Annotated in this window: 22 protein-coding genes; 21 read left to right on the forward strand and 1 reads right to left on the reverse strand. The window is 63.2% G+C overall.

The window, feature by feature from the left end:
• Positions 1-15: 15 nt before the first annotated feature.
• Genes AB6N07_RS00460 through AB6N07_RS00485 form a run of 6 tightly spaced genes read left to right on the forward strand, consistent with a single transcriptional unit; the run spans position 16 to position 8,233 of the window.
• A complete protein-coding gene (locus AB6N07_RS00460) occupies positions 16-2,082 on the forward strand; it encodes a chemotaxis protein CheA (RefSeq protein WP_370675872.1) in 2,067 nt (688 codons plus the stop codon).
• Positions 2,083-2,100: 18 nt separating this feature from the next.
• Complete coding sequence (locus AB6N07_RS00465) at positions 2,101-2,601, forward strand: chemotaxis protein CheW (RefSeq protein WP_370675873.1); 501 nt, start codon at positions 2,101-2,103, stop codon at positions 2,599-2,601.
• Positions 2,602-2,625: 24 nt separating this feature from the next.
• The gene (locus tag AB6N07_RS00470; protein WP_370675874.1) at positions 2,626-5,592 is read left to right on the forward strand and encodes a methyl-accepting chemotaxis protein; all 2,967 of its coding nucleotides are present in this window, start codon (positions 2,626-2,628) and stop codon (positions 5,590-5,592) included.
• Between the two features lie 5 nt (positions 5,593-5,597).
• Positions 5,598-6,503: a protein-glutamate O-methyltransferase CheR gene (locus AB6N07_RS00475; protein WP_370675875.1), complete on the forward strand. Its 906-nt coding sequence runs from the start codon at positions 5,598-5,600 to the stop codon at positions 6,501-6,503.
• A gap of 2 nt (positions 6,504-6,505) precedes the next feature.
• Positions 6,506-7,150: a chemoreceptor glutamine deamidase CheD gene (locus tag AB6N07_RS00480; RefSeq protein ID WP_370675876.1), complete on the forward strand. Its 645-nt coding sequence runs from the start codon at positions 6,506-6,508 to the stop codon at positions 7,148-7,150.
• Between the two features lie 9 nt (positions 7,151-7,159).
• Positions 7,160-8,233 (forward strand): chemotaxis response regulator protein-glutamate methylesterase, encoded by a 1,074-nt coding sequence (locus AB6N07_RS00485; RefSeq protein ID WP_370675877.1) that lies wholly within the window; start codon positions 7,160-7,162, stop codon positions 8,231-8,233.
• 7 nt (positions 8,234-8,240) lie between these two features.
• Here AB6N07_RS00485 and AB6N07_RS00490 read toward each other — a convergent pair whose 3' ends face one another.
• Entirely contained in the window at positions 8,241-8,774 is a 534-nt protein-coding gene (locus tag AB6N07_RS00490) for a gamma carbonic anhydrase family protein (RefSeq protein WP_370675878.1), read from the reverse strand.
• 246 nt (positions 8,775-9,020) lie between these two features.
• Here AB6N07_RS00490 and miaB point away from each other — a divergent pair, with 246 nt between their 5' ends.
• The 15 genes from miaB to AB6N07_RS00565 all read left to right on the forward strand — a co-directional run bounded on the left by miaB (position 9,021) and on the right by AB6N07_RS00565 (position 25,206).
• The gene (gene miaB, locus AB6N07_RS00495) at positions 9,021-10,436 is read left to right on the forward strand and encodes a tRNA (N6-isopentenyl adenosine(37)-C2)-methylthiotransferase MiaB (RefSeq protein WP_370675879.1); all 1,416 of its coding nucleotides are present in this window, start codon (positions 9,021-9,023) and stop codon (positions 10,434-10,436) included.
• 61 nt (positions 10,437-10,497) lie between these two features.
• The gene (locus AB6N07_RS00500) at positions 10,498-11,514 is read left to right on the forward strand and encodes a PhoH family protein (RefSeq protein WP_370675880.1); all 1,017 of its coding nucleotides are present in this window, start codon (positions 10,498-10,500) and stop codon (positions 11,512-11,514) included.
• Positions 11,511-12,011: an rRNA maturation RNase YbeY gene (gene ybeY, locus AB6N07_RS00505; RefSeq protein ID WP_370675881.1), complete on the forward strand. Its 501-nt coding sequence runs from the start codon at positions 11,511-11,513 to the stop codon at positions 12,009-12,011. Before AB6N07_RS00500 ends, ybeY begins: the two co-directional genes overlap by 4 nt.
• Before the next feature lie 159 nt (positions 12,012-12,170).
• Entirely contained in the window at positions 12,171-13,109 is a 939-nt protein-coding gene (locus AB6N07_RS00510) for a hemolysin family protein (protein ID WP_370675882.1), read from the forward strand.
• Positions 13,110-13,244: 135 nt separating this feature from the next.
• Positions 13,245-14,819, forward strand: coding sequence for an apolipoprotein N-acyltransferase (gene lnt / locus AB6N07_RS00515; protein WP_370675883.1), 1,575 nt, complete (start codon positions 13,245-13,247; stop codon positions 14,817-14,819).
• 148 nt (positions 14,820-14,967) lie between these two features.
• Positions 14,968-15,381: a helix-turn-helix domain-containing protein gene (locus tag AB6N07_RS00520; protein ID WP_370675884.1), complete on the forward strand. Its 414-nt coding sequence runs from the start codon at positions 14,968-14,970 to the stop codon at positions 15,379-15,381.
• A 313-nt stretch (positions 15,382-15,694) separates the two neighbouring features.
• Positions 15,695-16,870, forward strand: a complete 1,176-nt coding sequence (metK, locus tag AB6N07_RS00525) for a methionine adenosyltransferase (RefSeq protein WP_370675885.1) — start codon at positions 15,695-15,697, stop codon at positions 16,868-16,870.
• 133 nt (positions 16,871-17,003) lie between these two features.
• Positions 17,004-17,735, forward strand: coding sequence for a tRNA (guanosine(46)-N(7))-methyltransferase TrmB (locus AB6N07_RS00530; RefSeq protein ID WP_370675886.1), 732 nt, complete (start codon positions 17,004-17,006; stop codon positions 17,733-17,735).
• A gap of 205 nt (positions 17,736-17,940) precedes the next feature.
• Positions 17,941-18,501, forward strand: coding sequence for a ribosome maturation factor RimP (gene rimP, locus AB6N07_RS00535; protein WP_370675887.1), 561 nt, complete (start codon positions 17,941-17,943; stop codon positions 18,499-18,501).
• A gap of 122 nt (positions 18,502-18,623) precedes the next feature.
• Entirely contained in the window at positions 18,624-20,231 is a 1,608-nt protein-coding gene (gene nusA / locus AB6N07_RS00540; RefSeq protein WP_370675888.1) for a transcription termination factor NusA, read from the forward strand.
• Between the two features lie 48 nt (positions 20,232-20,279).
• Positions 20,280-20,978 carry an RNA-binding protein gene (locus AB6N07_RS00545; protein WP_370675889.1) on the forward strand — a complete coding sequence of 233 codons (699 nt, stop codon included), beginning with the start codon at positions 20,280-20,282 and terminating at the stop codon, positions 20,976-20,978.
• A gap of 73 nt (positions 20,979-21,051) precedes the next feature.
• The gene (gene infB / locus AB6N07_RS00550; RefSeq protein WP_370675890.1) at positions 21,052-23,724 is read left to right on the forward strand and encodes a translation initiation factor IF-2; all 2,673 of its coding nucleotides are present in this window, start codon (positions 21,052-21,054) and stop codon (positions 23,722-23,724) included.
• A 53-nt stretch (positions 23,725-23,777) separates the two neighbouring features.
• Positions 23,778-24,326, forward strand: a complete 549-nt coding sequence (locus tag AB6N07_RS00555) for a hypothetical protein (RefSeq protein ID WP_370675891.1) — start codon at positions 23,778-23,780, stop codon at positions 24,324-24,326.
• Between the two features lie 126 nt (positions 24,327-24,452).
• Positions 24,453-24,890 (forward strand): 30S ribosome-binding factor RbfA, encoded by a 438-nt coding sequence (rbfA, locus tag AB6N07_RS00560; RefSeq protein ID WP_370675892.1) that lies wholly within the window; start codon positions 24,453-24,455, stop codon positions 24,888-24,890.
• A 94-nt stretch (positions 24,891-24,984) separates the two neighbouring features.
• Positions 24,985-25,206 carry a glutathione S-transferase N-terminal domain-containing protein gene (locus AB6N07_RS00565; RefSeq protein ID WP_370675893.1) on the forward strand — a complete coding sequence of 74 codons (222 nt, stop codon included), beginning with the start codon at positions 24,985-24,987 and terminating at the stop codon, positions 25,204-25,206.
• Positions 25,207-25,208: the final 2 nt, after the last annotated feature.

Here is a 25,208-nt window from a genome sequence, read left to right on the forward strand (position 1 = left end):
TAACGGACAGCCGCCATGTCAACTCCGACCTTCGGCTCTGACGAACTCGCCCAATTTCGCAGAACATTCTTCGAGGAATGCACGGAACTGCTCGCGGACCTCGAGGAGCGTCTCGGAGCCCTCGTTGCATTTTCCAGTGATGTCGAGAGCCTCAACGCCATCTTCCGTGCCGTCCACTCGGTGAAAGCCGGGGCTGGGGCCTTCGGCTACACCGTGCTTGTCGGCTTCGCTCATCGCTTCGAGGCGCTGCTCGACCGACTGCGCGACGGTAAGGCTGAGCTTGATGAGCGCACACTCGTCTCACTTGTCGCCGCCGCCGACGTATTTTCGGCCCTCATCGACCTCGCACGTCAGGGGGAGATGCCAGCCGACGACTTCGGCGCCGATGTCGCCGAGGAGCTCAGCGCCCTGCTCGATGGCGAAACGCCAATCCATTCGGCCGCCAAAGCAGTTGAAAGCACCGCGGAAGAGGCGCCACCGGCGGCGGAAAAGACCTACAAGATTGTTTTCCGCCCCAACGCCGAGCTGTTCCGCCACGCCAACGAGCCGCTCTACTTGATCCGGGAACTCAAGACACTCGGCACGCTCACGGTCGACTGCGACCTTACACGGCTCCCCTCCTTCGAGGCTTTCAACGTCGATGACGCCTACCTAGGCTGGACAATGACGCTTCATGCCGACTGCTCGCCAGCGGCTATCGCTGAGGTATTCGAATTCGTCGATGACGAATGCGAGCTAACCATCGAGGAAGCTCCCACCGTCTCGATCAAGCCCGACGAGAGCGCCCCCATCGTCGCGGCACCTGCGACACCGATACCAGCCGTCGCGCCGTCCCCCATCGGCAACAAGCCAGAGAGTAAAACCGGCTCGATCTCTTCGATCCGGGTTGATCTTTTCCGCGTCGATCGCCTGGTCAACATGGTTGGCGAACTGGTCATCGCCCAGGCCATGCTGGCCCAACAGTTCACGGAAAGCCGAGACAACGACGACCCCGCGGCTCATCAGGGCTTCGAGCACCTCGCGGGTCTGACGCGCGAGCTGCAGGAGTGCGTGATGGCCATCCGCATGCAGCCGGTCAAATCGGTGTTCTCGCGCATGCCGCGTCTCGTCCGTGACGTAGGACACAAGACAGGCAAGGACGTTCGGCTCGAGATGGCCGGCGAGCAAACCGAAGTCGACAAGACGGTGATCGAGGAACTGGCCGATCCGCTCACCCATATGATCCGTAACGCAGTCGACCACGGAATAGAGGACGCGGCGACGCGTCTTGCGGCCGGCAAACCCGCTGAGGGCGTCATTCGCCTGTCGGCCCAGCATGCCGGCTCCAACATCCTTATCCATGTTGAAGACGACGGGGCCGGTTTTGACCGTGACCGCCTCCTCGCCAAGGCCATCGAGAAGGGGATCGTACCGGCTGGCCTTAAGCTCTCCGGGGAGGAAATCGACGAACTGATCTTCGCACCGGGCTTCTCGACGGCCGCCGCCGTAACCGACGTGTCGGGCCGTGGCGTCGGCATGGATGTTGTTCGGCGCAACGTGCTGGCACTCGGTGGTCGCGTACAAGTCACATCGACGCCAGGCAAAGGCACGCGGTTCACGCTGGTGATCCCGCTGACGCTCGCCGTCCTCGACGGCATGGTGGTGGCGGTCGGCTGGGAAAAATACATCCTGCCGCTCACCTCGATCATCGAGTCCTTCCGCCCAGGGCGCGGCCAGATCCGCTTCATTCCCGGCGGCGGAGAGGTCGTGTCCATTCGAGGTGAATTCGTCCGCCTGATCCATCTCGCCCGTGTGTTCGGTGTCACGGAGGCCATCGCCGATCCGTGCCAGGGCCTCGTCGTGCTGATCGAACTTGCCAACGGCAGCAAGCTCGGCATCGTCGTTGACGAACTGCTTGGCCAGCAGCAGGTGGTGATCAAGTCGCTACAGGACAATTACGATCCGGTTCCGGGCATTTCCGGCGCCACCATTCTCGGCAATGGCCGCGTCGCGCTCATTGTCGACATCGAAGAACTCACACGCCTACACGACCGGAATGCCCGCACCGCCGACACGGCGCGGCCGATCGCTGCAAGCGCCTGACCTGACGGAGCTCACTCCATGGCAGAACCGCAAGACCTTTCCAGCACCGGCCTCGACGCCACCACCGCGCAGACTCGGCAGTTCGTTTCCTTCCGCGTCGGTGACGACGAATTCGCAATCGACATCATGGCGGTCCGCGAGATCAAGGGCTGGACCGAGACGACCGTCCTGCCGAATCAGCAGGACTACATGCTCGGCGTGCTTAACCTCCGCGGCACCATCGTCCCGATTTTCGACCTGCGTTGCCGCTTCCGCCTCGGCCTCACCACGACGACAAGCAGCCACGTCGTGATCATCGTTGCGATCGGCGGCCGCCTTCTCGGCCTTCTGGTCGACGCCGTCTCCGACATTCTGACCATCAACGTCGCCGATATCCGACCGGTGCCCGACGTCGATCAGCCGATCGACAATGCCTTCCTCGCCGGAATCATCCCTGTTGGCGACAGCATGGTCGTCCTCCTCAGCCTCGAAAACCTCTTTGCCAATCATGGCCCGGCGAACGACGCCGTCGCCGCCTGAGCGGCCCCTCCAGGAACTGACATCATGTCACTCACCTCGCTGAAACTTCGTACCAAGATCGGCCTGATCGTCGCGCTCATGAGCCTGCCGATCGTCATCCTCGGCTGGCTCTACGTCAGCAAGAGCGAGGAGGGCGTGGCCACGGCTCACAAGGAGGCCGGCGGCGTCGCCTATTCGGTCGCCGTTTGGGAAACCATCCGCGGCCTCGCCGTCTCCGCCCTCGACGATACGGCGACGCCGGCCACCGTACTTCCCACCATTCCCGACCTCGCCGGCCTCGGCCGCGAACACGATGCCGACTTCGGCACGACCCAAGCGGCGAAAGCTTTCAGCGATGTTCTGACAAGTTACGATTGGCCGCGCAGTCACGTGCCGTTCGACGCACGGTTGACCCAGTCGGTCAACGCCGGGCTCGGACTGATGGCCGCCATTTCCGATGGCGCCGGCATCGCCGTCGACACCGAGGTAGACCACAATTATCTCGGCCAGGCGCTGATGAGCCGCATTCCGCGCGTTCTTTGGTATCGCGTCGCAATCACCGGCAAGATCCGTGAAATGTCACGGGCGGCCTCCGTATCGGTAGCGGATCTGGGATTGCTGAAGTCGCAGATCGCCTTGTTCCAGGAAGCATCGGGCGGAGCCCTTGATGTGCTCCAGGTCGCGAAGGCGCACAGCACCGATGGTCGTATCGATGCTCTCAGTGCCCAGATTTCCGCTTTTGCCGACGCCGTTCCTCGTTTGGTGGGAGAAGCGGAGGCCGTTACCACCGCCTTCGAGACGGCTGCCTCGCCACAAAGCGTGGACATCACCCGCTTTATGGAGGCAACCAAGGCACAGTCGCAGGCGAGCCAGGCTCTCTGGCACGGTGGCGCCGACACTCTTGTCACCATGCTCGCAGATCACGCGTCTGGCTTGCGCAGTGCGCTGTTCACAACGCTTGGCGTCGTACTCCTGGCCATGGCCATCGCGCTCGCCGCCAGCATCTTCTTCTCCCTGCAGATCACGCGCGGCGTGGGCCGAATGATCAACTACATGCGGCGGATCACCGAGGGCGATTATGAGTTCGAGGTCGACGGCACCGACAGGCAGGATGAAATAGGCACCATCGCCGGTGCTGTTTCCATCTTCCAGAAAAACGGCAAACAGATTGCCGAGCTAACCGCCAACTACAAGGGACAGGCTGACGCTATCCGTTTGTCGCAGTCGGTACTGGAACTGGCGCTCGATGGGACCGTAACCGACGCCAACGACATCTTCTGCAAGATCTTCGGCTATACGATCGACGAAATACGCGGCAAGCCAGCCGCGATGTTTGCCGACGCCGCTTCGCGTGAAAGTGCCGAATACAAACTGATGTGGGATGGGTTGCAGCGTGGAGAGCACGTGGCAGGCCAATACAAACGCATTGGCAAGGGCGGCCGTGAGGTATGGCTCGAAGTATCGTTCAATCCCATCATCGGCCTTGACGGCAAGCCGTTCAAGATCGTGCAGATTGCCACCGATATTACAGCCCGGCGCCTGCAGTCCGCCGACTTCGAAGGACAGATCTCGGCCATCTCCAAGGCGCAGGCCGTGATCGAATTTTCCCTTGACGGCAAGGTGGTCGACGCCAACGAGAACTTCCTCAACACGCTCGGCTACACGCTGGCCGAGATCAAAGGCCAGCATCATTCGATCTTCGTGGATCCGACCTATCGCGCATCGGTCGACTATCGCATGTTCTGGGAGAAGCTCGGCCGTGGCGAGTATGACGCCAATCAGTACAAGCGCATCGGCAAGGGCGGCCGGGAGGTCTGGATCCAGGCTTCCTACAACCCAATTCTCGACATGAACGGCAAGCCCTTCAAGGTGGTGAAATACGCCACCGACATTACCGAGCAGGTGCGGTCCGCCGACGCCCTCCAGGCAGCCGTGCGCGAATCCAAGGAAGTGATCGAGGCGGCGCGCGGCAACGACCTCACCCGTCGTGTGCCCCTCGAAGGCAAGACTGGTGAAATTGCCAACCTCTGCGAGGGCATCAACACGCTGCTCGACACCATGTCGACCGTCGTCGCCGATATGATGGAGGCCGCGACCACCATTTCCAACGCCGTCGCCGAGATATCGTCGGGGACCACCGACCTCTCGCAGCGGACCGAGCAGCAGGCCTCGAACCTTGAGGAAACCGCTGCTTCGATGGAAGAAATGGCAGCGACGGTCAAGCAAAACGCCGACAATGCCCAGCAGGCCAATCAGCTCGCAGCTTCGGCTCGCAGTACGGCGACCGACGGTGGCGAGGTGGTCGGCAAGGCGGTCGGCGCCATGAGCCGCATCGAGACCTCTTCGCAGAAGATTTCCGACATCATTTCGGTGATCGACGAAATCGCCTTCCAGACCAATCTGCTGGCCCTCAACGCGGCTGTCGAAGCGGCGCGGGCCGGAGACGCCGGCAAGGGGTTTGCCGTGGTTGCTTCTGAAGTACGCTCCCTCGCTCAGCGTTCGTCGGGTGCAGCCAAGGATATCAAGGCGCTGATCGTCGAGAGCGGCGCCCAGGTCAAGGACGGCGTCAAGCTGGTCAACGATGCCGGCACGGCGCTGACCGATATTGTCGGCTCGATCAAGAAGGTGGCCGACATCGTCTCCGATATCGCCGCGGCCAGCCGCGAACAGTCGGCCGGCGTCGAGGAGATCAACAAGGCCGTCACCCAGATGGACGAGATGACCCAGCAGAACTCGGCGCTGGTCGAGGAAAACGCTTCGGCGACGCGCATGCTGCAGGAGCAGGCCGAGGCGATGCATGGTCGCATGTCGGCCTTCCGGCTCGACGATACTGCCCAGCCCGTCCGGGCGGCCGTAGCCGGTGACCGGCGCGACACCCGCCCCGCTGGCAAGACAGCGCCTCGCCCGGCTCAGCCCAAGAAGGTGGCAGCGGCTGGTGGCCGTAACGCCCAGCGTCTGCAGTCCGACCTGCACGCCGCTTTCGAAAGCGACGCCGACTGGAAGGAATTCTGAGCGCGATGAAAAAAACGAGCCGCGGCGATCTCGCCGCGGCCCAGTCTCCCGGAGTAGCCATGGCCGCCCTCAGCACCACCCCGGAGCATCGCGAATTTCCCTTCACCCTGAAGGAATACCGTCGGCTTGCCGCTTTCATCCACGGCCGTACGGGAATCACTCTGCCCGACCATAAGATCAATATGGTCTATTCGCGGCTGACGCGGCGTCTGAGGGAACTCGGCTTCTCGGCCTTTTCCGAATACTGCGACTACTATTCGAGCCCCGAGGGCGAAGACGAGATCGAATATCTCATCAACGCGCTTACCACCAATCTCACCCGGTTCTTTCGGGAGAAGCACCACTTCGATCACCTCGCCGAAAACCTGTTGTCGGATCTCTCCACCGATGGCGTCAACGGCCGGACGCGTCTGCGCATCTGGTCAGCCGGCTGCTCGACAGGTGAAGAGCCCTATTCGATCGCCATGACCTATCTTGAGACGGCGTCGGCACGCGTACACTGCGACACCAGGATCCTGGCGACCGACATAGATAGCGCGGTGGTAGCGCGCGGCGGCGCCGGTCGCTATGCGGCGCAGTCGGTGGCAGAGCTTGGTAAGGGCAGGCGCTACCGACATTTTACCGCAACCAGCGGCAGCGAATGGCAGGTCCGGCCGGAGCTCAGACGAATCATCGCCTTCAAGCAGCTCAATCTTCTGGATTCATGGCCGATGAAGGGGCCATTCGACGCCATCTTCTGCCGCAACGTCATGATCTATTTCGACAATCCGACCAAGGCCCGATTGGTGCAGCGCTTCGCCGATCTCTTGGCACCCGGCGGTTGGCTCTATATCGGCCATTCCGAGACCATTCTCGACCAGAAGACGGTTTTCCGCCTGCGCGGGCCGACCATCTACCAAAAGGGGACCTGAGCATGCGCGGTGCCGGCCAGACGAAACCGACAGAGCTTCCCGAAAGCGACGCCGGCCCGTGCCGGCAGACTGCCGGGCATGCCTACAATTTGCGGCGCGGCACGCAAGCCGTGCGCGTGCTTCCTGGCGAGGCCTATGTAACGGGGCACACCGACGAAATGATCGTCACCGTGTTGGGCTCCTGTGTCGCCGCCTGCGTTCGCAACCCGGCGACGGGATTCGGCGGGCTCAACCATTTCATGCTGCCCGAAAGCGACTCCGGAATATGGAACGGCGCCAGTGCCGCGTTGCGCTACGGCAATTACGCCATGGAAGTGCTGATCAACGAAGTGCTGAAGTCCGGCTGCCGGCGCCGCGACCTTGAGATCAAGCTGTTCGGCGGCGCCGATCTTACGGACGGAACGACCTTGATCGGGTCATCCAACGTTTCGTTCGTGCTCGACTACCTCAAGGCGGAAAATCTAGCCATCGCCTCGGCCGATCTCGGCGGTGGCTATGGTCGCCGCATTCACTACACCCCCTCGACCGGCGTGGTGCACAGGCTCCTGCTGGGCACTTCGGTTCACCCCGCCTTCGTCGAGGAGGAACATTCTTTCAAGGACCGGCTCGCCAAGACGAAAGTCGAGGGCGAGGTCGATCTCTTCTGAGGGACGACCATGTCTGGAAGGCCCATCCGCGTCCTCATCGTCGACGACAGCGCCTTGATGCGGGACATGCTGACCGGCGTTCTCGCCCATGACCCCGATATCGAGGTGGTCGGCACCGCCGCCGATCCGTTCGCCGCGCGCGAAGCGATCAAACGTCTCAATCCGGACGTGCTGACGCTCGACGTTGAAATGCCCGGCATGAACGGCATCTCATTTCTGGAAAAGCTGATGGCGCTCCGGCCAATGCCGGTGGTGATGGTCTCGACGCTGACCCAGGCAGGCGCTTACACCACCATCCGCGCCTTGGAGATCGGGGCCGTCGACGTGGTCGGCAAGCCGGCAAGAGCCACCGATCTCGACAGAATCGCCACCGAGCTGATCGACAAGATCAAGGTCGCGGCCAGTGCCAATATCGGTGCTCGCCGCGTCGCGCCGGAAGGCAAGCCGCTCAAGATCTCCGCGCCGCCGCAACCGATCGGCTGCTCGCGCACCGGCGCCGTGATTGGCATTGGTGCGTCAACCGGCGGCGTCGAAGCCATCCGCGCCGTGCTTACCGAGCTCCCGGCCAGCATGCCGCCCATCCTGATCGTCCAACACATGCCGGGCCAGTTTACCGGTTCGTTTGCCAGCCGGCTCGACGGTCTCTGCGCTTTGCATATAAAGGAAGCCGAAGATGGGGAGCCCCTGCGGCCCGGCACGGCTTATTTGGCTCCGGGAGGGCGTCAGTTCGAGCTCGGTCATGCCGGGCCCAGCCTGACCTGCCGCATTGGGAGCGAGGAACGGATCTCCGGCCATGCCCCATCGGTCGACGTACTGTTCCGATCGATGGCGCGCATCTGTCCGATCAACAGTCTTGGCGTCATCCTGACCGGCATGGGCCGTGACGGCGCCTCGGGCCTTCTCGATATCCGACTTGGCGGCGGCCACACGATTGGTCAGAACGAAGCAACGTCCATCGTCTACGGCATGCCACGCGCCGCCTTCGAGATTGGCGCGGTGGAGCGCCAACTGCCGCTTCAAAGCATCGCCCCTTATCTTACCTCCGCCTTTTCGCCTGAGATGGCCGAGAAGGCCCGGGCATGACCGACGTTCAGTCGGCGATCTTGCGGCAGCCCGTCTTGAACCGCTTGAAGTTGGCGGCATAGTTCTCCGCCGACTGGCGCAGCTTTTCGATGGTCGCTTCATCGAGCGCCCGCACGGCCCGCGCCGGTGCGCCGACGATCAGCGATCCCTCCGGGAACACCTTGCCTTCGGTGACCAGCGCGTTGGCGCCGACAAGACTGTTGTTGCCGATCTTGGCGCCGTTCAGAATGGTGGCGCCCATGCCGACCAACACGTTATCGCCAATCTCGCAGGAATGGACGATCGCCTGATGGCCGATGGTGCACCCCTCGCCGATGATCAGCGGAAAGCCGGGGTCGGTGTGCAGCGTCGCTCCCTCCTGAATGTTGGTGCGGGCGCCGACGACGATCGGCTCGTTGTCGCCACGGATCACCGCGCCAAACCACACGCCCACCTGCGAACCGAGCTTCACCCGGCCGATTACATGGGCATCCGGAGCGACCCAATAGTCGCCGTCATCAGGCAGTTCGGGTGCGATTCCATCGAGTTCGTAGATCGGCATGGCAGAATTCTCCAGAGCGGCAAAAGGTCGGACAGCCGTTCCTTGTAAGGCTCCGTTGCCGACGATCAAGACGGCGAGCACCATCAGCGACGGCTAATCGTTCCAGCAGTTGAAAAGGCCAGCGTGCGATCATCGCGCGAATTTGTTGGAAAACCGCCTTTCGCCGCTCCCCAAAATGCACTAGATGCCGTTATCTTTGCCGGGACGGTCCAAGTGGGCCGGTCCCACGAGGGAAAGCGAGCGACGGTGACGGATAAGAAGTCTGTCTTCATCAAGACCTACGGCTGTCAGATGAATGTCTACGACAGCGACCGCATGTCGGACACACTGACCCCGCTTGGGTATACCGCCGTCGACAACCCCGAGAACGCCGACCTCGTCATCCTCAATACCTGCCATATCCGCGAGAAGGCGGCCGAGAAGGTCTATTCCGAACTGGGGCGTCTGCGCGTGCTGAAGGCGGCGCGGGCCGCCGAGGGGCGAGAGACACTGGTCGCCGTCGCTGGCTGCGTCGCCCAGGCGGAAGGCGAAGAGATCATCGCCCGAGCGCCGGTCGTCGACATGGTATTTGGACCGCAGACCTACCACCGCCTGCCCGAACTGATCGAGCGGGTACGCTTGGGCGAAAGACCGACCGCCACCGAAGGCAAGGCGCCGGTCCGGCAAAAGGTCGTGGAGACCGAGTTTCCGGCCGAAGACAAGTTCGATCACCTCGTCGCCCCCTCCGAGACGGCGGTCAGGTCTCGTGGCGTGACGGCCTTCCTCACGGTGCAAGAAGGTTGCGACAAGTTCTGTACCTTCTGCGTCGTCCCCTACACGCGCGGCTCGGAAGCCTCGCGGCCGGTCGAGAAGATCGTCGAGGAAGCAGAGACCCTGGTGGCCGCCGGTGTGCGCGAGATCACGCTCCTCGGCCAGAACGTCAATGCCTACCATGGCGTGGATCATGAAGGTCGGACGGTCGGCCTCGCCGGTCTCTTGGCCCGCCTTTCCGAGCTGCCGCGCCTTGCCCGTATCCGCTACACTACCAGTCATCCGCGAGATCTCGACGATACTCTGATCGCCGCGCACGCCGGCAATCCCAAGCTGATGCCCTATCTGCATCTGCCCGTGCAGTCTGGCTCCGACCGCATTCTCGCAGCCATGAATCGCCGCCATACCGCGGCCGAATATATCGCCCTCGTCAACCGCATGCGAACGGTGCGGCCGGACATGGCGATCTCTGGCGATTTTATCGTTGGCTTCCCCGGCGAAACCGAGGAAGACTTCGCGGCCACCATGGACCTCGTCCGCACCATCGATTATGCGGCCTGTTACTCGTTCAAATATTCGCCACGTCCGGGCACGCCGGCGGCGGGTCTGGCCGATCAGATCCCTGAAGCGGTGAAAAGCGAGCGGCTGCAGCGCCTGCAAGTGCTGCTCGAAGCACAGCTGAAAGCTTTCGCCGAGCGCCTTGTCGGCCGCACCCTGCCTGTGCTTTTAGAAAAACCCGGTCGTCTTTCCGGCCAGATCGTCGGGCGCTCGCCCTACTTGCAGCCAGTGGCTGTCACGGCACCGTCGTCGCTGATCGGTGAAATCGTCGAGGTTACCATCGAGGCGATCGGCGGCCATAGCCTGATCGGTCGGCTCCAAGGCGAGCCCGTACCGGCCCGGCGGTCGGCATGAGCCTGCCACGACACGCACCGACCATGCCGTCGCCAACACTGCGACCTATCCGGGGAACGCCATGAATTATGCGTCCGACCTCACTCATCTGGTGCTCGTTTTCGAGGATAACCGGCTGATCGGCCCGCTTTACGGTCAGTTCGATCAGCATTTGGCGCTGATCGAGCAGAAGCTCGGTGTCGATGCCACGGCGCGCGGCAATCAGGTGACCATTCGTGGATCTCATGACGCCGCCGCCCGAGCACGTGATGTACTTGAAGCGCTCTATGGTCGCTTGCAGGCCGGCCAGGCGATTACCTCGGCCGATGTGGAGGGGGCGATTCGCATGTCATTGGCGGTCGGTGATCAGTTACCGCTGCCTGCGATCGACGCCGGCTCCCGGTTGCAGCTCGCCGCCATATCCACGCGACGCAAGACCGTGATCGCCCGCAACCCGGCACAGGACGCTTATATTCGCGCCATGGAGCGCTCGACCCTGGTGTTCGGACTGGGGCCGGCCGGCACCGGCAAGACCTATCTCGCCGTGGCGCACGCAGCGGCGCTGCTCGAGCGCGGAGAAGTAGCGCGCCTCGTGCTGTCCCGGCCGGCCGTGGAAGCCGGCGAGCGGCTCGGATTTCTGCCGGGCGACATGCGCGAGAAGATCGACCCCTACCTCAGGCCACTCTACGACGCACTTTACGACATGATGCCACCCGAGCGGGTGGAGCGGGCGCTGACTTCTGGCGCCATCGAGATTGCGCCGCTGGCCTTCATGCGCGGTCGCACGCTGGCCAACGCCGCCGTCATCCTCGATGAGGCGCAAAACACCACGTCGATGCAGATGAAGATGTTTCTCACCCGCCTCGGCGATGGCTCAAAGATGATCGTCACCGGCGACCCCAGTCAGATCGACCTGCCGGCCGGGCAGGTGTCCGGCCTGGTCGAGGCCAGCCGTATTCTGGCCGACGCCCCCGGTATCGTTCAGGTGCGTTTCACCCACGAGGACGTGGTTCGCCACGAACTGGTGGCGCGCATCGTCAAGGCCTACGACGACGACAGCCGCGAACGACTTGCCGCCGCCCGCGGAGGGAAGGCATGAGCGTGATCGCCGTCGATATCCTCGCGGAAAGCCCCCTTTGGGGCGAGGCGGAGGACTGGCGCGATGATGTCGAGACCGCCGTCGCCATGGCGGCGGCGGCGGCCGATGCCGAGATTGCCGACGATGCGGAATTGTCGCTGCTGCTCACCGACGACGCGGCGATCCGTTTGCTCAACCGCGATCATCGCCGCCTCGACAAGCCGACCAACGTCCTGTCGTTCCCACAGGACGATCCGGACGCCGATGCCTACGGGCCGCTCCTCGGCGATATTGTGGTCGCGCACGAGACTGTGGCGCGGGAAGCGGTTGAGGAAGGCATTTCCTTTCGAGAGCATTTCCTGCACATGATCGTGCATGGATTCCTGCATCTCGTCGGGTATGATCACATGAACGACGACGAAGCCGAGGAGATGGAGGGGCTTGAGACAGCCATCCTCGCCCGGCTTGGAATCGCCAACCCCTATGCCGACGCGCCGATGGGCGGCGCCGGCCACTGAGGGACGGCATTACCGGGGCGTCCGTCAGCGGCCGGGAGGGCTAGCCGGCGGCGCGGAAGAAGGACGATGAGCGACAGCGACAGTCACAGTATAAGCAGTCAAAATACGACCTCAGTAGCCCAGCAAGGAGCCTCGGCCGAGGGTGGACCAGGTTCCGGATTGAGCTGGCTCGCGCGGTTGCGCGAGGCCTTCGGCTTCAAGACTTCGGCGACACTCCGGCAGAATCTCGAGGAAGCGCTCAGCCAGGAAGATGCGCTCGATGCTGCCTTTTCGCCCGAGGAACGGACGCTGATCCGCAATATCCTCCGCCTCAGGGAAACGCGTGTCGCCGACGTGATGGTGCCGCGCGCCGACATCGCCGCCGTCGACGCCGACACGACGCTCGCCGAGCTGCTCGAGCTGTTCGAGGCCTCCGGCCATTCACGCATGCCGGTTTATCGGGAGACGCTGGACGATGCCATCGGCATGGTCCACATCAAGGACCTCATCACCCACATTACCGGCAAGGCACGCATCGATGCCGCGGCCGAGGAGGACGAGGGACGTCTCGACGTCGGCCAGGTGGACCTCGATATAACGCTCGAAGCGGCCAAGCTGGTGCGCGCCGTTCTGTTCGTACCGCCGTCCATGCCGGCCACCGACCTTTTGCAGAAGATGCAGGCGACGCATATCCAGATGGCGTTGGTCATCGACGAGTACGGCGGCACCGACGGTATCGTCTCCATCGAGGACGTGGTCGAGACCATTGTCGGCGAGATCGATGACGAGCACGACGACGAGGATGGGCCGCTGGTCAAGACGGTGCAGGACGGCGTCTACCTCGCCGACGCTCGCGCCGATCTCGATGAGGTGCGAGCTGCCATCGGGCCGAGCTTCTCGTTTGCGGACTACGACGAGGACGTAGACACGCTGGGTGGCCTGCTATTTGCCGCCCTCGGCCGCATTCCGGTCCGCGGTGAGGTGATCGCTTCCGACGATCTCCCAGGCTGGGAGGTCGAAGTGCTCGACGCCGATCCGCGCCGCATCAAGACGGTGCGGCTCGTTGCTCGGGCAGCCGAGCCGTCCGAGACGGTCGAAGCCTCCGAAATCGGAGCTTAAGGACAGCCATTTCCTCCCCGGCGGCGACCGGCTATTGCTTCGAGCAGCAACGATCGATTCGCCGCCCAGGGGAAAGGTGCCATGTTAAAAACTTGTGCCCAGCGGCTCCTGCTCCTCTGGGGATGGCCGCGGCGTTTGACAGCCTTTGCCGCTGGCGCCCTCTCCGCTCTTGCCCTGTCGCCGATATACGCCGGGCCGATCCTGTTTCTGACACTGCCGGCCCTGGTGCTGCTGATCGATGGCGCGGTGGTTGCCGGGCCGCGTGGCGTCCGCCGGTTGAGACCGGCCGCTGTCACCGGCTGGTGGTTCGGTTTCGGCTATTTCCTCGCCGGCCTCCATTGGGTGGGAATGGCCTTCCTGGCCGAGGGACGGTCGGAACTTGTTCCGCTGATGCCTTTTGCCGTCGCCGGCCTGGCCGCCGGCCTGGCCCTTTTCACCGCCTTCGGCGCTCTGATCGCCCGTTTGCTGTGGAGTGATGGCCCAACTCGTATCTTCGCTCTGGCTGTGGGACTCGGCGCTTCAGAGTGGTTGCGCGGCCATGTGCTGACCGGGTTCCCGTGGAATTTGCTCGGACAGGCGGTGGCCTTTACAGACCTTACCGCGCAAGGGGCGAGCGTCGTCGGCATCTACGGCCTGACGTTCGCCGGCATAGCCGTATTCGCCGCCCCGGTGCTTCTTGCCGATGAACAGGGCCATTATCCGTGGTTGCGCCGGCTGAGCATCGCGCTAGTGCTGGCCTTGGTTGTCGCCGACATTAGCTGGGGCATCCATCGGCTTGCCACCGCCGCGCCGACCGGCGAAGCGGTACTGGCCGATGCCCGCATCCGAATTGTGCAGCCCAATATCGATCAGGCCGCCAAATGGTCGCCCGAAAAAAAGCAGGAAGCGCTCGACAAACTGGTGTCCCTCTCTGATCGCAAGACGGATCCTCAGACGCTCGGGGCCATATCCTTCTCGGAGATTATCTGGCCGGAGACAGCACTCCCCTTTTTCTTGACCGAAGAGCCGGAGGCGCTTGCGCGTATCGCCGACCTGTTGTCGCCCGGGACGATCCTGCTCACCGGTGCGCCGCGTGTCGAGCCAACCGATGATGTGGCCGATGGAGGGCGCCGCTACTACAATTCACTATTCGCCATCGACGACGCCGGCGCCATCCTCGCCGCCTATGACAAGGTGCATCTTGTTCCCTTTGGCGAATACATGCCATTGAGCGCGCTTTTGCACCGGCTCGGTGTCGGCGAACTGTTTCGTGGTATCGGCGGCTTTTCATCAGGTCCGCGACGCAAGCTGATCGCCATCGCCGGTCATCCGTCCTTCTCTGTGCTGATCTGCTATGAGGCGATCTTCCCAGGTGAGGTTCTGCCGGAAAGCGGGCGCCCAGACTACCTCGTCAACATCACCAACGACGGCTGGTTTGGACGCAGCACCGGCCCCCATCAGCATCTGGATGCCGCTCGGATGCGGGCGATCGAGGAAGGCCTGCCTGTGGTGAGAGCGGCCAACACGGGCATATCCGCAATCATCGACGCTTATGGCAGGACAGTTGCAAGTTTACCGCTCGGCGAAGACGGCGTGCTCGACGGTTTTGTGCCGTCCGAACGCCCAATGACTTTCTTTCAACACGGCGGGTCAACTTTTCTCTTGGCTTTCAATGTCTTCTTTATCTTGTTGGCACTACTTGGAAAGAGAAAACGTAGAACCAGGAGTTGACAACTTCTCGTTCGAAGACAACAATCCAAGCGCGCAACGAGCCCATTTTGGTTCGTATGCCAAGAAATGGGCCGCAAGACAACAAACAACGACCGCGCCTTGCGAGCCTCATCGGTAACCGCGGGTTCAATCCGCAGACGAGACCCAAATGGCCAGCAAGAAGTCCCCCAATCCCATCGATATCCATGTTGGAAGCCGCGTCAGGCTTCGTCGCATGATGCTCGGCATGAGCCAGGAAAAGCTGGGCGAAGCACTCGGCATTACCTTCCAACAGATTCAGAAATACGAGAAGGGCACCAATCGAGTCGGCGCCAGCCGTCTTCAGCATATCGCCACCGTTCTCAAGGTGCCCGTGTCCTTCTTCTTCGAGGATGCGCCCGGCACACCTGAGGAGGCCGCGGGATTCGCTGAAAGCCCAAGTCATTCCTATGTCGTGGACTTCCTGTCGTCGACCGAGGGGCTGTCTCTCAACAAGTCTTTCGTGCGCATCAAGGATGCTCGCGTCCGCCGGCGCATCGTCGACCTCGTCCAGACGCTGGCCGCCGAGGATGGCGAAGCCTGAGCGGAAAGAGCTTGAAGCCATAGCGGATCGTGTCGACCGAGGTCGACCGATCCGTTTTATTTTTGTTGCACTTACGACGTCTTCCGAATCTCTCCCCACAGGAAGAAGTTTTCCGTTTTAATCTTTTCCGCAAGATAAATTTGCCATCGCCGTGGCGCCGAATGCACAGCGCTTTTCAAACGCGCGTGGGCTGGCGAGGGGAGCTTGCGCTTTTCGTGGCGGCTTGCGAAAAGAAGGCGCCGCGACGGACTGCCACCGCGACAGACCAGTCTTCCGTCGACCACGTCGACGTCTTCTTTGAGGGGTCAACCCTATGTCTCGCCAGAACTACCTCTTTACTTCCGAGTCCGTCTCGGAGGGACATCCCGATAAAGTCTGCGACCGTATTTCCGACACCATCGTCGACGCTTTCCTCGCCGCCGAACCGCAGGCGCGCGTGGCGGCTGAGACGCTCGCCACCACCAACCGTGTCGTCATCGCCGGCGAGACGCGCGGCCCGAAGTCCATCGACAATGCGTTGATCGAGAAGCTGACGCGCGAAGCCATCCGCGACATCGGCTACGAACAGGATGGTTTCCACTGGGAAACCGCCAAGATCGATATCCTGTTGCACGAACAGTCGTCGGACATCGCCCAAGGCGTCGACGCGGCCGGCAACAAGGACGAAGGTGCCGGCGATCAGGGCATCATGTTCGGCTACGCCTGCCGAGAGACGCCAGAGCTTATGCCGGCGCCAATCTACTATGCCCACAAGATCCTTCGCGATCTCGCGACAGCCCGCAAGTCCGGCCAGGAGCCCTTGCTGAGGCCCGACGCCAAGAGCCAGGTGACCGTTGCCTATGAGGGCGGCAAGGCGGTGCGCGCGCCGCAGATCGTTCTCTCCACCCAGCACGCCGACGGCCTCACCTCGGCCGACGTGCGCCGCATCGTCGAGCCGTATATCGTCGCAGCCCTGCCGACCGGCTGGGTCGATGAGAACACCATCTGGCACGTCAATCCGACCGGCAAATTCGTGATCGGCGGTCCCGACGGCGACGCCGGCCTTACCGGCCGCAAGATCATCGTCGACACCTACGGCGGCGCGGCGCCGCATGGCGGCGGCGCGTTCTCCGGCAAGGATCCGACCAAGGTCGACCGTTCGGCTGCTTACGCGGCCCGTTGGCTCGCCAAGAACATCGTGGCCGCCGGCTTCGCCGACCGTGCCACCATCCAGCTCAGCTACGCCATCGGCGTCAGCGACCCGCTGTCGATCTATGTCGATCTGCACGACACCGGCAACGTCGACCCGGCCAAGATCGAGACGGTGCTTGGGGACCGTGACTTCATTCGCCTCTCCCCGCGCGGCATCCGCGAGCGGCTTGGCCTCAACAAGCCGATCTATGCCCGCACCTCGGCCTATGGTCATTTCGGCCGGGCGGCCGAGGCGGACGGCGGCTTCTCCTGGGAAGCGCTCGACCTCGTCGATGCCCTGAAGTCTGCCCTCGCCTGAGGCAGAGAATTAAGCTAGACACCGCCCCGGTAGCCAAGCTGCCGGGGCTTTTTATTACCCTGGGCAGCTCGGCGACCGGCTTTTTGTTTCCCTGAGCGCTCTGCTGCCAGGGTTTTTCATGCAACGGACGACGATGAGCGACGACGACCATAGAGCGGAGCACAGGCCCGACGAGCCCCGAGAGAGCGCCTTCTTCGGCCGCCGCAAAGGCAAGACCCTGAGGAAAGGCCAAGCCGAGCGGCTCGAGGTCGACCTGCCCAAGCTGTCGCTCGATCTGGCAATGCCCGCCCCCGACAAACTTGCCGCGCTTTTCCCTTCGCAGCTGTCCGAGATTCGACTGGAAATTGGCTTCGGCGGTGGCGAGCACCTGGTCCACCGGGCTCTTGAGCGGCCGGATGTCGGCTTTATTGGCGTCGAACCCTTCGTCAACGGCATGACCAAAGCCCTTGGTCGCATCGCTGCCGAGGGCTCCACCAATATCCGCCTCAGCGGTGAGGATGGGGTCAAGGTTCTGGACTGGTTGCCTGAGGCTTCGCTTGACCGCGTGCTGTTGCTTTATCCCGATCCCTGGCCGAAGAAGCGCCATTGGAAACGCCGTTTCGTCGGATCCGACACCGTCGCCCGCTTCGCCCGCGTGCTGAAGGATGACGGCGAATTCTGGTTTGCCTCAGACATCGACACCTATGTCGACTGGACGCTCCGCTACGTTCGCGCCAATCCGGCTTTCGTCTGGACGGCCTCGGCCCCCGATGATTGGCGGCAACCGTGGGAAGGCTGGCCAGGGACACGCTATGAGGCCAAAGCACGCCGCGAAGGACGCGGTTCGGCCTATCTTACCTTCCGCCGGCTGCCGCGCGCGCGGTAAATTCTTGTCGTTTCTGCAATCGGCGCAGTCGCAACGGCAGCCTTGTAGATGACAGTTGCGCTCGCCATTGATTTTCGCGCAAAAGCGGCCTATATGGGGTTCATCAGTTCTGATGCGCTTCACAAAGCGGGTTGGGGGTGGGTCCGAAAGGTCCCGCTCTTTTTTATTGCCTGTGACGGCGCGCCGCGAAGGATACTGCCGACCGATGACGTCCGAGGACCAGCCGCCCCTTCCGCCGCTCGGCGGCCAGAGTGTCGAAACGACGCTCGACGAGCCGCGTCTGGTGACAGAGACTGGCGTTGAGGCGCGGGTTGCCGCCATCATCGAGCCGGCACTGATCGATCTCGGCTTTCGCCTCGTTCGCGTGCGCATGAGCGGTCTGAACGGCGTGACCCTGCAGATCTTCGCCGAGAAGGCCGACGGCACAATGAGCGTTGAAGATTGCGAGGCCGCAAGCAACGTGATCTCGCCGCTGCTCGATGTCGACGATCCGATCGGCAAGGCCTACAGCCTTGAGATGTCGTCGCCCGGCATGGATCGGATCTTGGTGCGGCGATCGGATTTTGTCCGTTGGTCAGGCTTCGAGACCAAGCTGGAGCTCGCTGTTCCACTGCTGGGTCGCAAGCGTTTTCGTGGCTGGCTCACGGGCGTCAAGGACGACAAGGGGGGCTGCGCCTCCTGCAGGCGTTGGAGGACGGCACCAAGGAGATCGAGTTTCCGCTCGATACCGTGTCGGAGGCGCGCCTCGTGCTCAACGAAGCCCTGATCCGCGAAGCGCTCAAGGCGGGCAAGAGCTGAGAACGATGGGCGGCAGTGCCGCCTGAAGAAAGCCGGGGACACCCCCGAAGGACGGAATAGGAACCCCATCGAGGGTAGGAGACGAAGATAATGGCCGTCAGTGCGAACCGTTTGGAACTCTTGCAGATCGCCGACGCGGTGGCCCGCGAGAAGTCGATCGACCGGCAAATCGTCATCGCTGCGATGGAGGACGCCATCCAGAAGGCAGCCCGTTCGCGCTACGGTTCTGAAACCGACGTCCGCGCCGAGATCAACCCGCGCACTGGCGAAATCAAACTGCAGCGCCTCCTGCAAGTCGTCGAAAGCGTCGAGAACTTTTCGACGGAAGTCGACCTTGTCGAGGCTCAGCGCCGCAACCCGGCCGCCCTCGTCGGCGACTTCATTTCCGAGCCGTTGCCGCCGATCGATTTCGGCCGTATCGCCGCCCAGTCGGCCAAGCAGGTCATCGTGCAGAAGGTGCGCGAAGCCGAACGCGACCGGCAGTTCGACGAATTCAAGGACCGCACCGGCGAAGTGGTGAACGGCGTCGTCAAGCGTGTCGAATACGGCAACGTCATTGTCGACCTCGGACGTGGCGAGGCAATCTGCCGCCGTGACGAACTGATCCCGCGCGAGAGCTTCCGCTATGGCGATCGTATTCGCGCCATCATTCACGACGTGCGCCGCGAGCAGCGGGGACCCCAGGTCTTTCTGTCGCGCACCCATCCGCTCTTCATGGCCAAATTGTTCGCCTCGGAAGTACCGGAAATCTATGATGGCATCATCGAAGTGAAGTCGGTCGCCCGCGACCCCGGCTCGCGCGCCAAGATCGCCGTCATTTCCAAGGATTCGTCGATCGATCCGGTTGGCGCCTGCGTCGGTATGCGTGGCAGCCGCGTGCAAGCCGTCGTGCAGGAACTGCAGGGCGAGAAGATCGACATCATTCCCTGGTCGGGCGATCCGGCCACCTTCATCGTCAACGCGCTGCAGCCGGCCGAAGTGGCCAAGGTGGTGCTCGACGAGGACGCCGAGCGTATCGAGGTGGTGGTGCCCGACGATCAGCTGTCGCTGGCCATCGGCCGCCGCGGCCAGAACGTGCGCCTCGCCAGTCAGCTGACCGGCTGGGCGATCGACATCCTGACCGAGCAGGAAGAGAGCGAGCGGCGCCAGAAGGAATTCAACGAGCGCACCGAGCTGTTCATGAACGCGCTCAACGTCGACGAAGTTGTGGGCCAGTTGCTCGCCACCGAGGGCTTCTCGACCGTCGAGGAACTCACCGCGGTGGAGCGCGACGAGCTCGCCGCCATCGAGGGCTTCGACGAGGAGACCGCCGAGGAAATTCAGGCGCGCGCTCAGGACTTCCTCGACGCCAAGGAACGCGAACTCGACGAGGAGCGGATCAAGCTCGGCGTTGACGACGCCCTGCGCGAGATCCCCGGAATCACCACTGCCATGATGGTCGCCCTCGGCAAGGATGGCGTGAAGACGGTGGAAGATCTCGCCGGCTGTGCCACCGACGACCTCGTCGGCTGGACGGAACGCAAGAACGGCGAGACCGTGCGCAACAAGGGCAGCCTCTCCGATCTCGACCTTAGCCGTGCCGACGCCGAGGCGATCGTCATGGCGGCGCGCGTTGCCGTAGGCTGGATCGAGGCTCCGGCCGAGGAAGAGGAAGTCGTTGAAGACGAGGTCGAAGAGATCGTCGAAGAAGCGAACTGAAGACAGTGACGGAGGCCGCGTGGCGGCCTCCCAACCGGAAAGAGGACGATGGCACCGAGGTCTGAGACGGCGGAACGCAGTTGCATCGTGACACGCGTCGCGCAGCCGCCCGAGGGCCTCGTCCGCTTCGTCTGCGGACCCGATGGTACGGTGGTGCCGGACGTTCGTGGCAACTTGCCGGGCCGTGGCGTCTGGGTGACCTGTCGCCGCGACGTGGTTGCCGAGGCGGTACGCAAACGAGCGTTTTCGCGTGGGCTCAAGGCTGAGGCTAAAGCCGGCGATGATTTGCCGGATCTGGTCGAGGCGTTGCTTTTGAAAGCGGCACTGTCGGCGTTGTCGATGGCGCGCAAGGCGGGCCTTGTGGTGACCGGCTTCGGGCAGGTTGGCGAGGCGGTCGGCAAAGGTGGCGTGATCGCCGTTTTGCATGCCCGAGAGGCGGCTGACGACGGTCGGCGCAAGGTTGGACAGGTGATCAGGCGGCGTCTTCGTGCCATCGGGAGCGGCGGAAACGAAGATGAAATGCCCGGAAATGCGGCATTATGGCAACAACCGCCGCATTCCGGACCGAAGGTCATCGCCGGAATCTTCGCGTCGAGCGAAATGGATTTGGCATTGGGCGGCGCAAATGTGATACATGCTGCTCTGCTTGCCGGTGGGGCGAGCACCAGCTTCCTGAAATGCGCTGCAGCGCTGGCCCGTTACAGGGGCGAAGCGCCGGACACGGACTGGACAGCGGACCTTTCATGAGGTTCGCGAATACGATTGGCCATTGCGCCGCCCGTCCGGGGCGCCGCTGCGGCCCGCGAGGATAGAGTACGGCATGAGCGATACGAAGAACACCGACGACAATAGCACGTCCATGGCGCCCAAGAAGACGCTGACCCTTTCCCGGCGCACCGTAGAGCAGGGAACGGTCAAGCAGAGCTTCAGCCATGGCCGGACGAAGGCCGTCGTGGTGGAGACCAAGAAGTCGCGCAAGCACGGCGAAGGCGGGCCGCTCGAAACCCCGCAGGCGACGCAGACCGCGCAGCTTCAGAAGTCGATCTCAGAGAGCCTGAAGCCTGCTCGCCGCGATGCCCCGCCAGCTGCCCCGCGTGAGCAGCGCCGGCCGGCGCCAGGCGGCATGGTGCTCCGCACGCTCAGCCAGGATGAGATCGAGGCCCGCCAAGCCGCCCTCGCAGAGGCCATCGCCCGCGAGGCTGAGGCGCGCAAGCGTGCCGAAGAAGAGGCAAAGCGCCGCGCCGAGGAAGAGGCCCGCCGCAAGATCGAGGAAGAGGCGCGCGCCAAGATCGAGGCCGAAGAGGCCGCCGCTCGCGCCATCGAGGAAGCCCGCCTCAAGGCTGAAGAGGAAGCTCGCGTCAAGGCGAATCCCACAGAGGCCGCACCGCAGAAGCCCGCCGAGCCGGTCGTTGCGCCGAAAGCTCCGGTGGCCGAGAAGAAGCCTGCGCCGACTGGCACGCCGCGTCCCGCCGCCGAGGCGACCCCGCGCGGCAAACTTGCTGGCGACGAAGAAGAAGAGAATCCGCGCGGCAAGCTGCTCGCTGCCAAGAAGGCGCGCGTGCCAGTGCCGGCGCCGGTCAAGAAGGCCGGCGAAGACGATCGCCGCAAGGGTCGCCTGACCATTTCCGCAGCCCTCTCCGATGATGAGGGCGAGCGCTCTCGTTCGCTCGCTGCGCTGAAGCGCAAGCGCGAGAAGGAACGTCGCGGCCAACAAACCGGTCCGCGCGAGAAGGTGCTCCGCGAAGTGATCCTGCCCGAGGCGATCACCATCCAGGAGCTGGCCAACCGTATGGCCGAGCGCGCCGTCGACGTCATCCGCCTGCTGATGAAGCAGGGGCAGATGCTGAAGATCAACGACGTGATCGACGCCGACACCGCCGAACTGATTGCCACCGAGATGGGGCATACGGTGAAGCGCGTCTCCGAATCCGACGTTGAAGAGGGTCTGTTCGATGTCCCCGACGACGCGGTGGATACGCAGCCGCGTCCGCCTGTGGTCACCATCATGGGCCACGTCGACCACGGCAAGACCTCGCTGCTGGACGCTTTGCGCCACGCCAACGTGGTGGCCGGCGAAGCCGGTGGCATCACCCAGCACATCGGCGCCTACCAGGTCGAGCAGAACGGCCAGAAGATCACCTTCATCGACACTCCGGGCCATGCCGCCTTCTCGGCGATGCGTGCCCGTGGTGCCAAGGTGACCGATATCGTCATCCTCGTGGTGGCGGCCGACGACGGCGTCATGCCGCAGACGGTGGAGGCGATCAGCCACGCCAAGGCTGCCGGCGTTCCGATCATCGTCGCCATCAACAAGATCGACAAGCCCGACGCCAACCCCGAGCGCGTGCGCACCGAACTGCTGCGTCATGAAATTCAAGTGGAATCGATGGGCGGCGACACGCTCGAGGTGGAAGTCTCGGCGAAGACCAAGACCAACCTCGACAAACTGCTCGAGATGATCCTGCTGCAGTCGGAAGTTCTGGAGCTTAGGGCCAATCCCGATCGCGCCGCCGAAGGTATCGTCATCGAAGCCAAGCTCGACAAGGGGCGCGGTCCGGTGGCCACCGTGCTGGTCGATCGCGGCACGCTCAAGGTGGGCGACATCGTGGTGGCTGGCTCCGAGTGGGGCCGCGTGCGCGCGCTCCTCGACGACCGGGGTGCCAACGTCAACGCCGCCAGCCCTGCCATGCCGGTCGAAGTGCTCGGCTTCCAGGGTACGCCCGACGCCGGCGACCGCGTCGCCGTGGTCGAGAACGAGGCCCGTGCCCGCGAGATCACAGAATACCGCGTCCGTCAGAAGCGCGAGAACGTCGCCAAGCGGGCCTCCGGTTCGCGCGGCTCTCTCGAGCAGATGATGACCAAGCTGCAGACCGCCGGCAAGAAGGAGTTCCCGCTGGTCGTCAAGACCGACGTGCAGGGTTCTCTCGAAGCCATCGTCGCCTCGCTCGAAAAGCTCGGCAACGAGGAAGTGGCGGCGCGCGTCATCCATGGCGGTGTCGGTGGCGTTACCGAATCCGATGTCACGCTGGCCTCGGCCTCCGACGCGGCGATCATCGGCTTCAACGTTCGTGCCAACAAGCAGGCCCGTGACGCGGCCGATCGCGACGGCATCGAGATCCGCTATTACAACATCATCTACAACCTCGTTGATGACGTGAAGGCGGCGATGAGCGGCATGCTCACCCCCGAGCGGCGCGAGACCTTCCTCGGCAATGCCGAGATCCTGGAAGTGTTCAACATCTCCAAGATCGGCAAGGTGGCGGGTTGCCGCGTGACCGAGGGCATGGTGGAGCGCGGTGCTTCGGTGCGCCTCATCCGCGACAACGTGGTGATCCACGAAGGCAAGCTTGGCACGCTCAAGCGCTTCAAGGACGACGTCAAGGAAGTGCATGCCGGCCAGGAATGCGGCATGAACTTCGAGGCGTACCAGGATATGCGCTCCGGTGACGTCATCGAGTGCTTCCGCGTCGAAGAGATCGCCCGTACGCTGTAATGGTTTGTCCGGCGTCCCCATGGGATGCCGGACGCCCTTTTCGACGGTATGCCATGACCGACGCCGCCGAATCCTTTCCCTCCATGCCGGCGCCGCGCCGCTTCGTTTTCACGACGGGGGCGGCTGACGCGTTGGCGCTGGAAGCGGTGCTAAAGCCGGCGGACCGGAGTTGGCGGTCGCTTCTCGGTTACGCCTTCGCTCTGCCACCGCTCATCGTCGTCTCCTGGTTCACTCGGAACGCCGATTGGCCGGTGTGGTTCGCTTCCTTTGGCCTGATCGGGCTTGTGGCTTGGCAGGGCGCTCGTTTCGTCCTCAAGGCCGAGAAAGCGCGGGCAGCTCGGCAGCATCCGATCGGGGCGGGACAAGTCGACTTTACCAATGGTCGGTTCGAAGGCGCGATCGGCGGGGTGGCAATTGCCATTCCAGCAGTGGAAGGCGTTCGTGTCGAGATGGATGCAGGGCATCTTTACATCCTCGCCGACAACCGCCCGGCGCTGGTCCTGCCACTTTCCGCCTTTGCCGGCAGGGCTGATCTGATTGCCTTCGCGGCGTCATTCAAAGAAGCCAGCCGGCGTCCCGGTAGCTTGTCCGCTTCGGATTGAAGCAATCCGAACCACGGGACTATGCTCCGTCACCAACGCCACGCGCGTCCTGAGAAATGCAAAGCATTCCCTTTTTGATCAGATGGGTCCATCTGTTCAGGAGATGCTCCAACCGAGGTTCTGATTATGGTCCAGCACGGCCAAAGCCAGGGGCAACCCCGCGCCCCCTCCCAGCGCCAGCTTCGCGTCGGCGAATTGGTCCGTCACGTGCTCGCCGAGATTCTTGCACGCGGCGAACTCATTGACGACGAAGTGACGCGAATGATGGTCACCGTACCGGAGGTCCGCGTCAGTCCCGACCTTCGCAACGCTACCGTCTACATTACGCCGCTTGGCGGCGGCGACCCAAAGCTGGCCGAGAAGGCAATGACGCGCAATTCTCGCTGGCTACGCGGCCAGGTGGCGCATCGCGTCAACCTGAAATTCGCCCCCGAGCTCGTCTTCCGCTACGATGATCGCTTTGACGAGACCGCCCATATCGACGCATTGCTGCATTCGCCCGACGTCGCGCGCGACCTCGAGGCACCAGCCGATTCCAGCGAAGTCGACGGCAAGGACGAGTGACGGATCCCGTCAGAAGCGCAGCTGCCAGATCCTGACAGCTTTCCAGTCGAAGCTCCCATCGACGCGCCACTGGCGCGGCCGTAAGGAGGGTTTCATGACCGACGACCGCATCACGTTCCATTATGCGCCTCAGAGCCGCGCCTTTGGCACCCGCTTCCTTCTGGAAGAGCTCGGCGTGCCCTCTGATCTTCACGCTCTGGATATTCGAACCGGCGACCAACTGAAGCCGGACTATCTTGCCAACAACCCGATGGGCAAGGTGCCAGCCATCAGCCACCGTGGCGTTGTGGTAACCGAGCAGGCCGCCGCGAGCTGACG

Source organism: Pleomorphomonas sp. PLEO, from assembly GCF_041320595.1.
Lineage (GTDB): Bacteria > Pseudomonadota > Alphaproteobacteria > Rhizobiales > Pleomorphomonadaceae > Pleomorphomonas.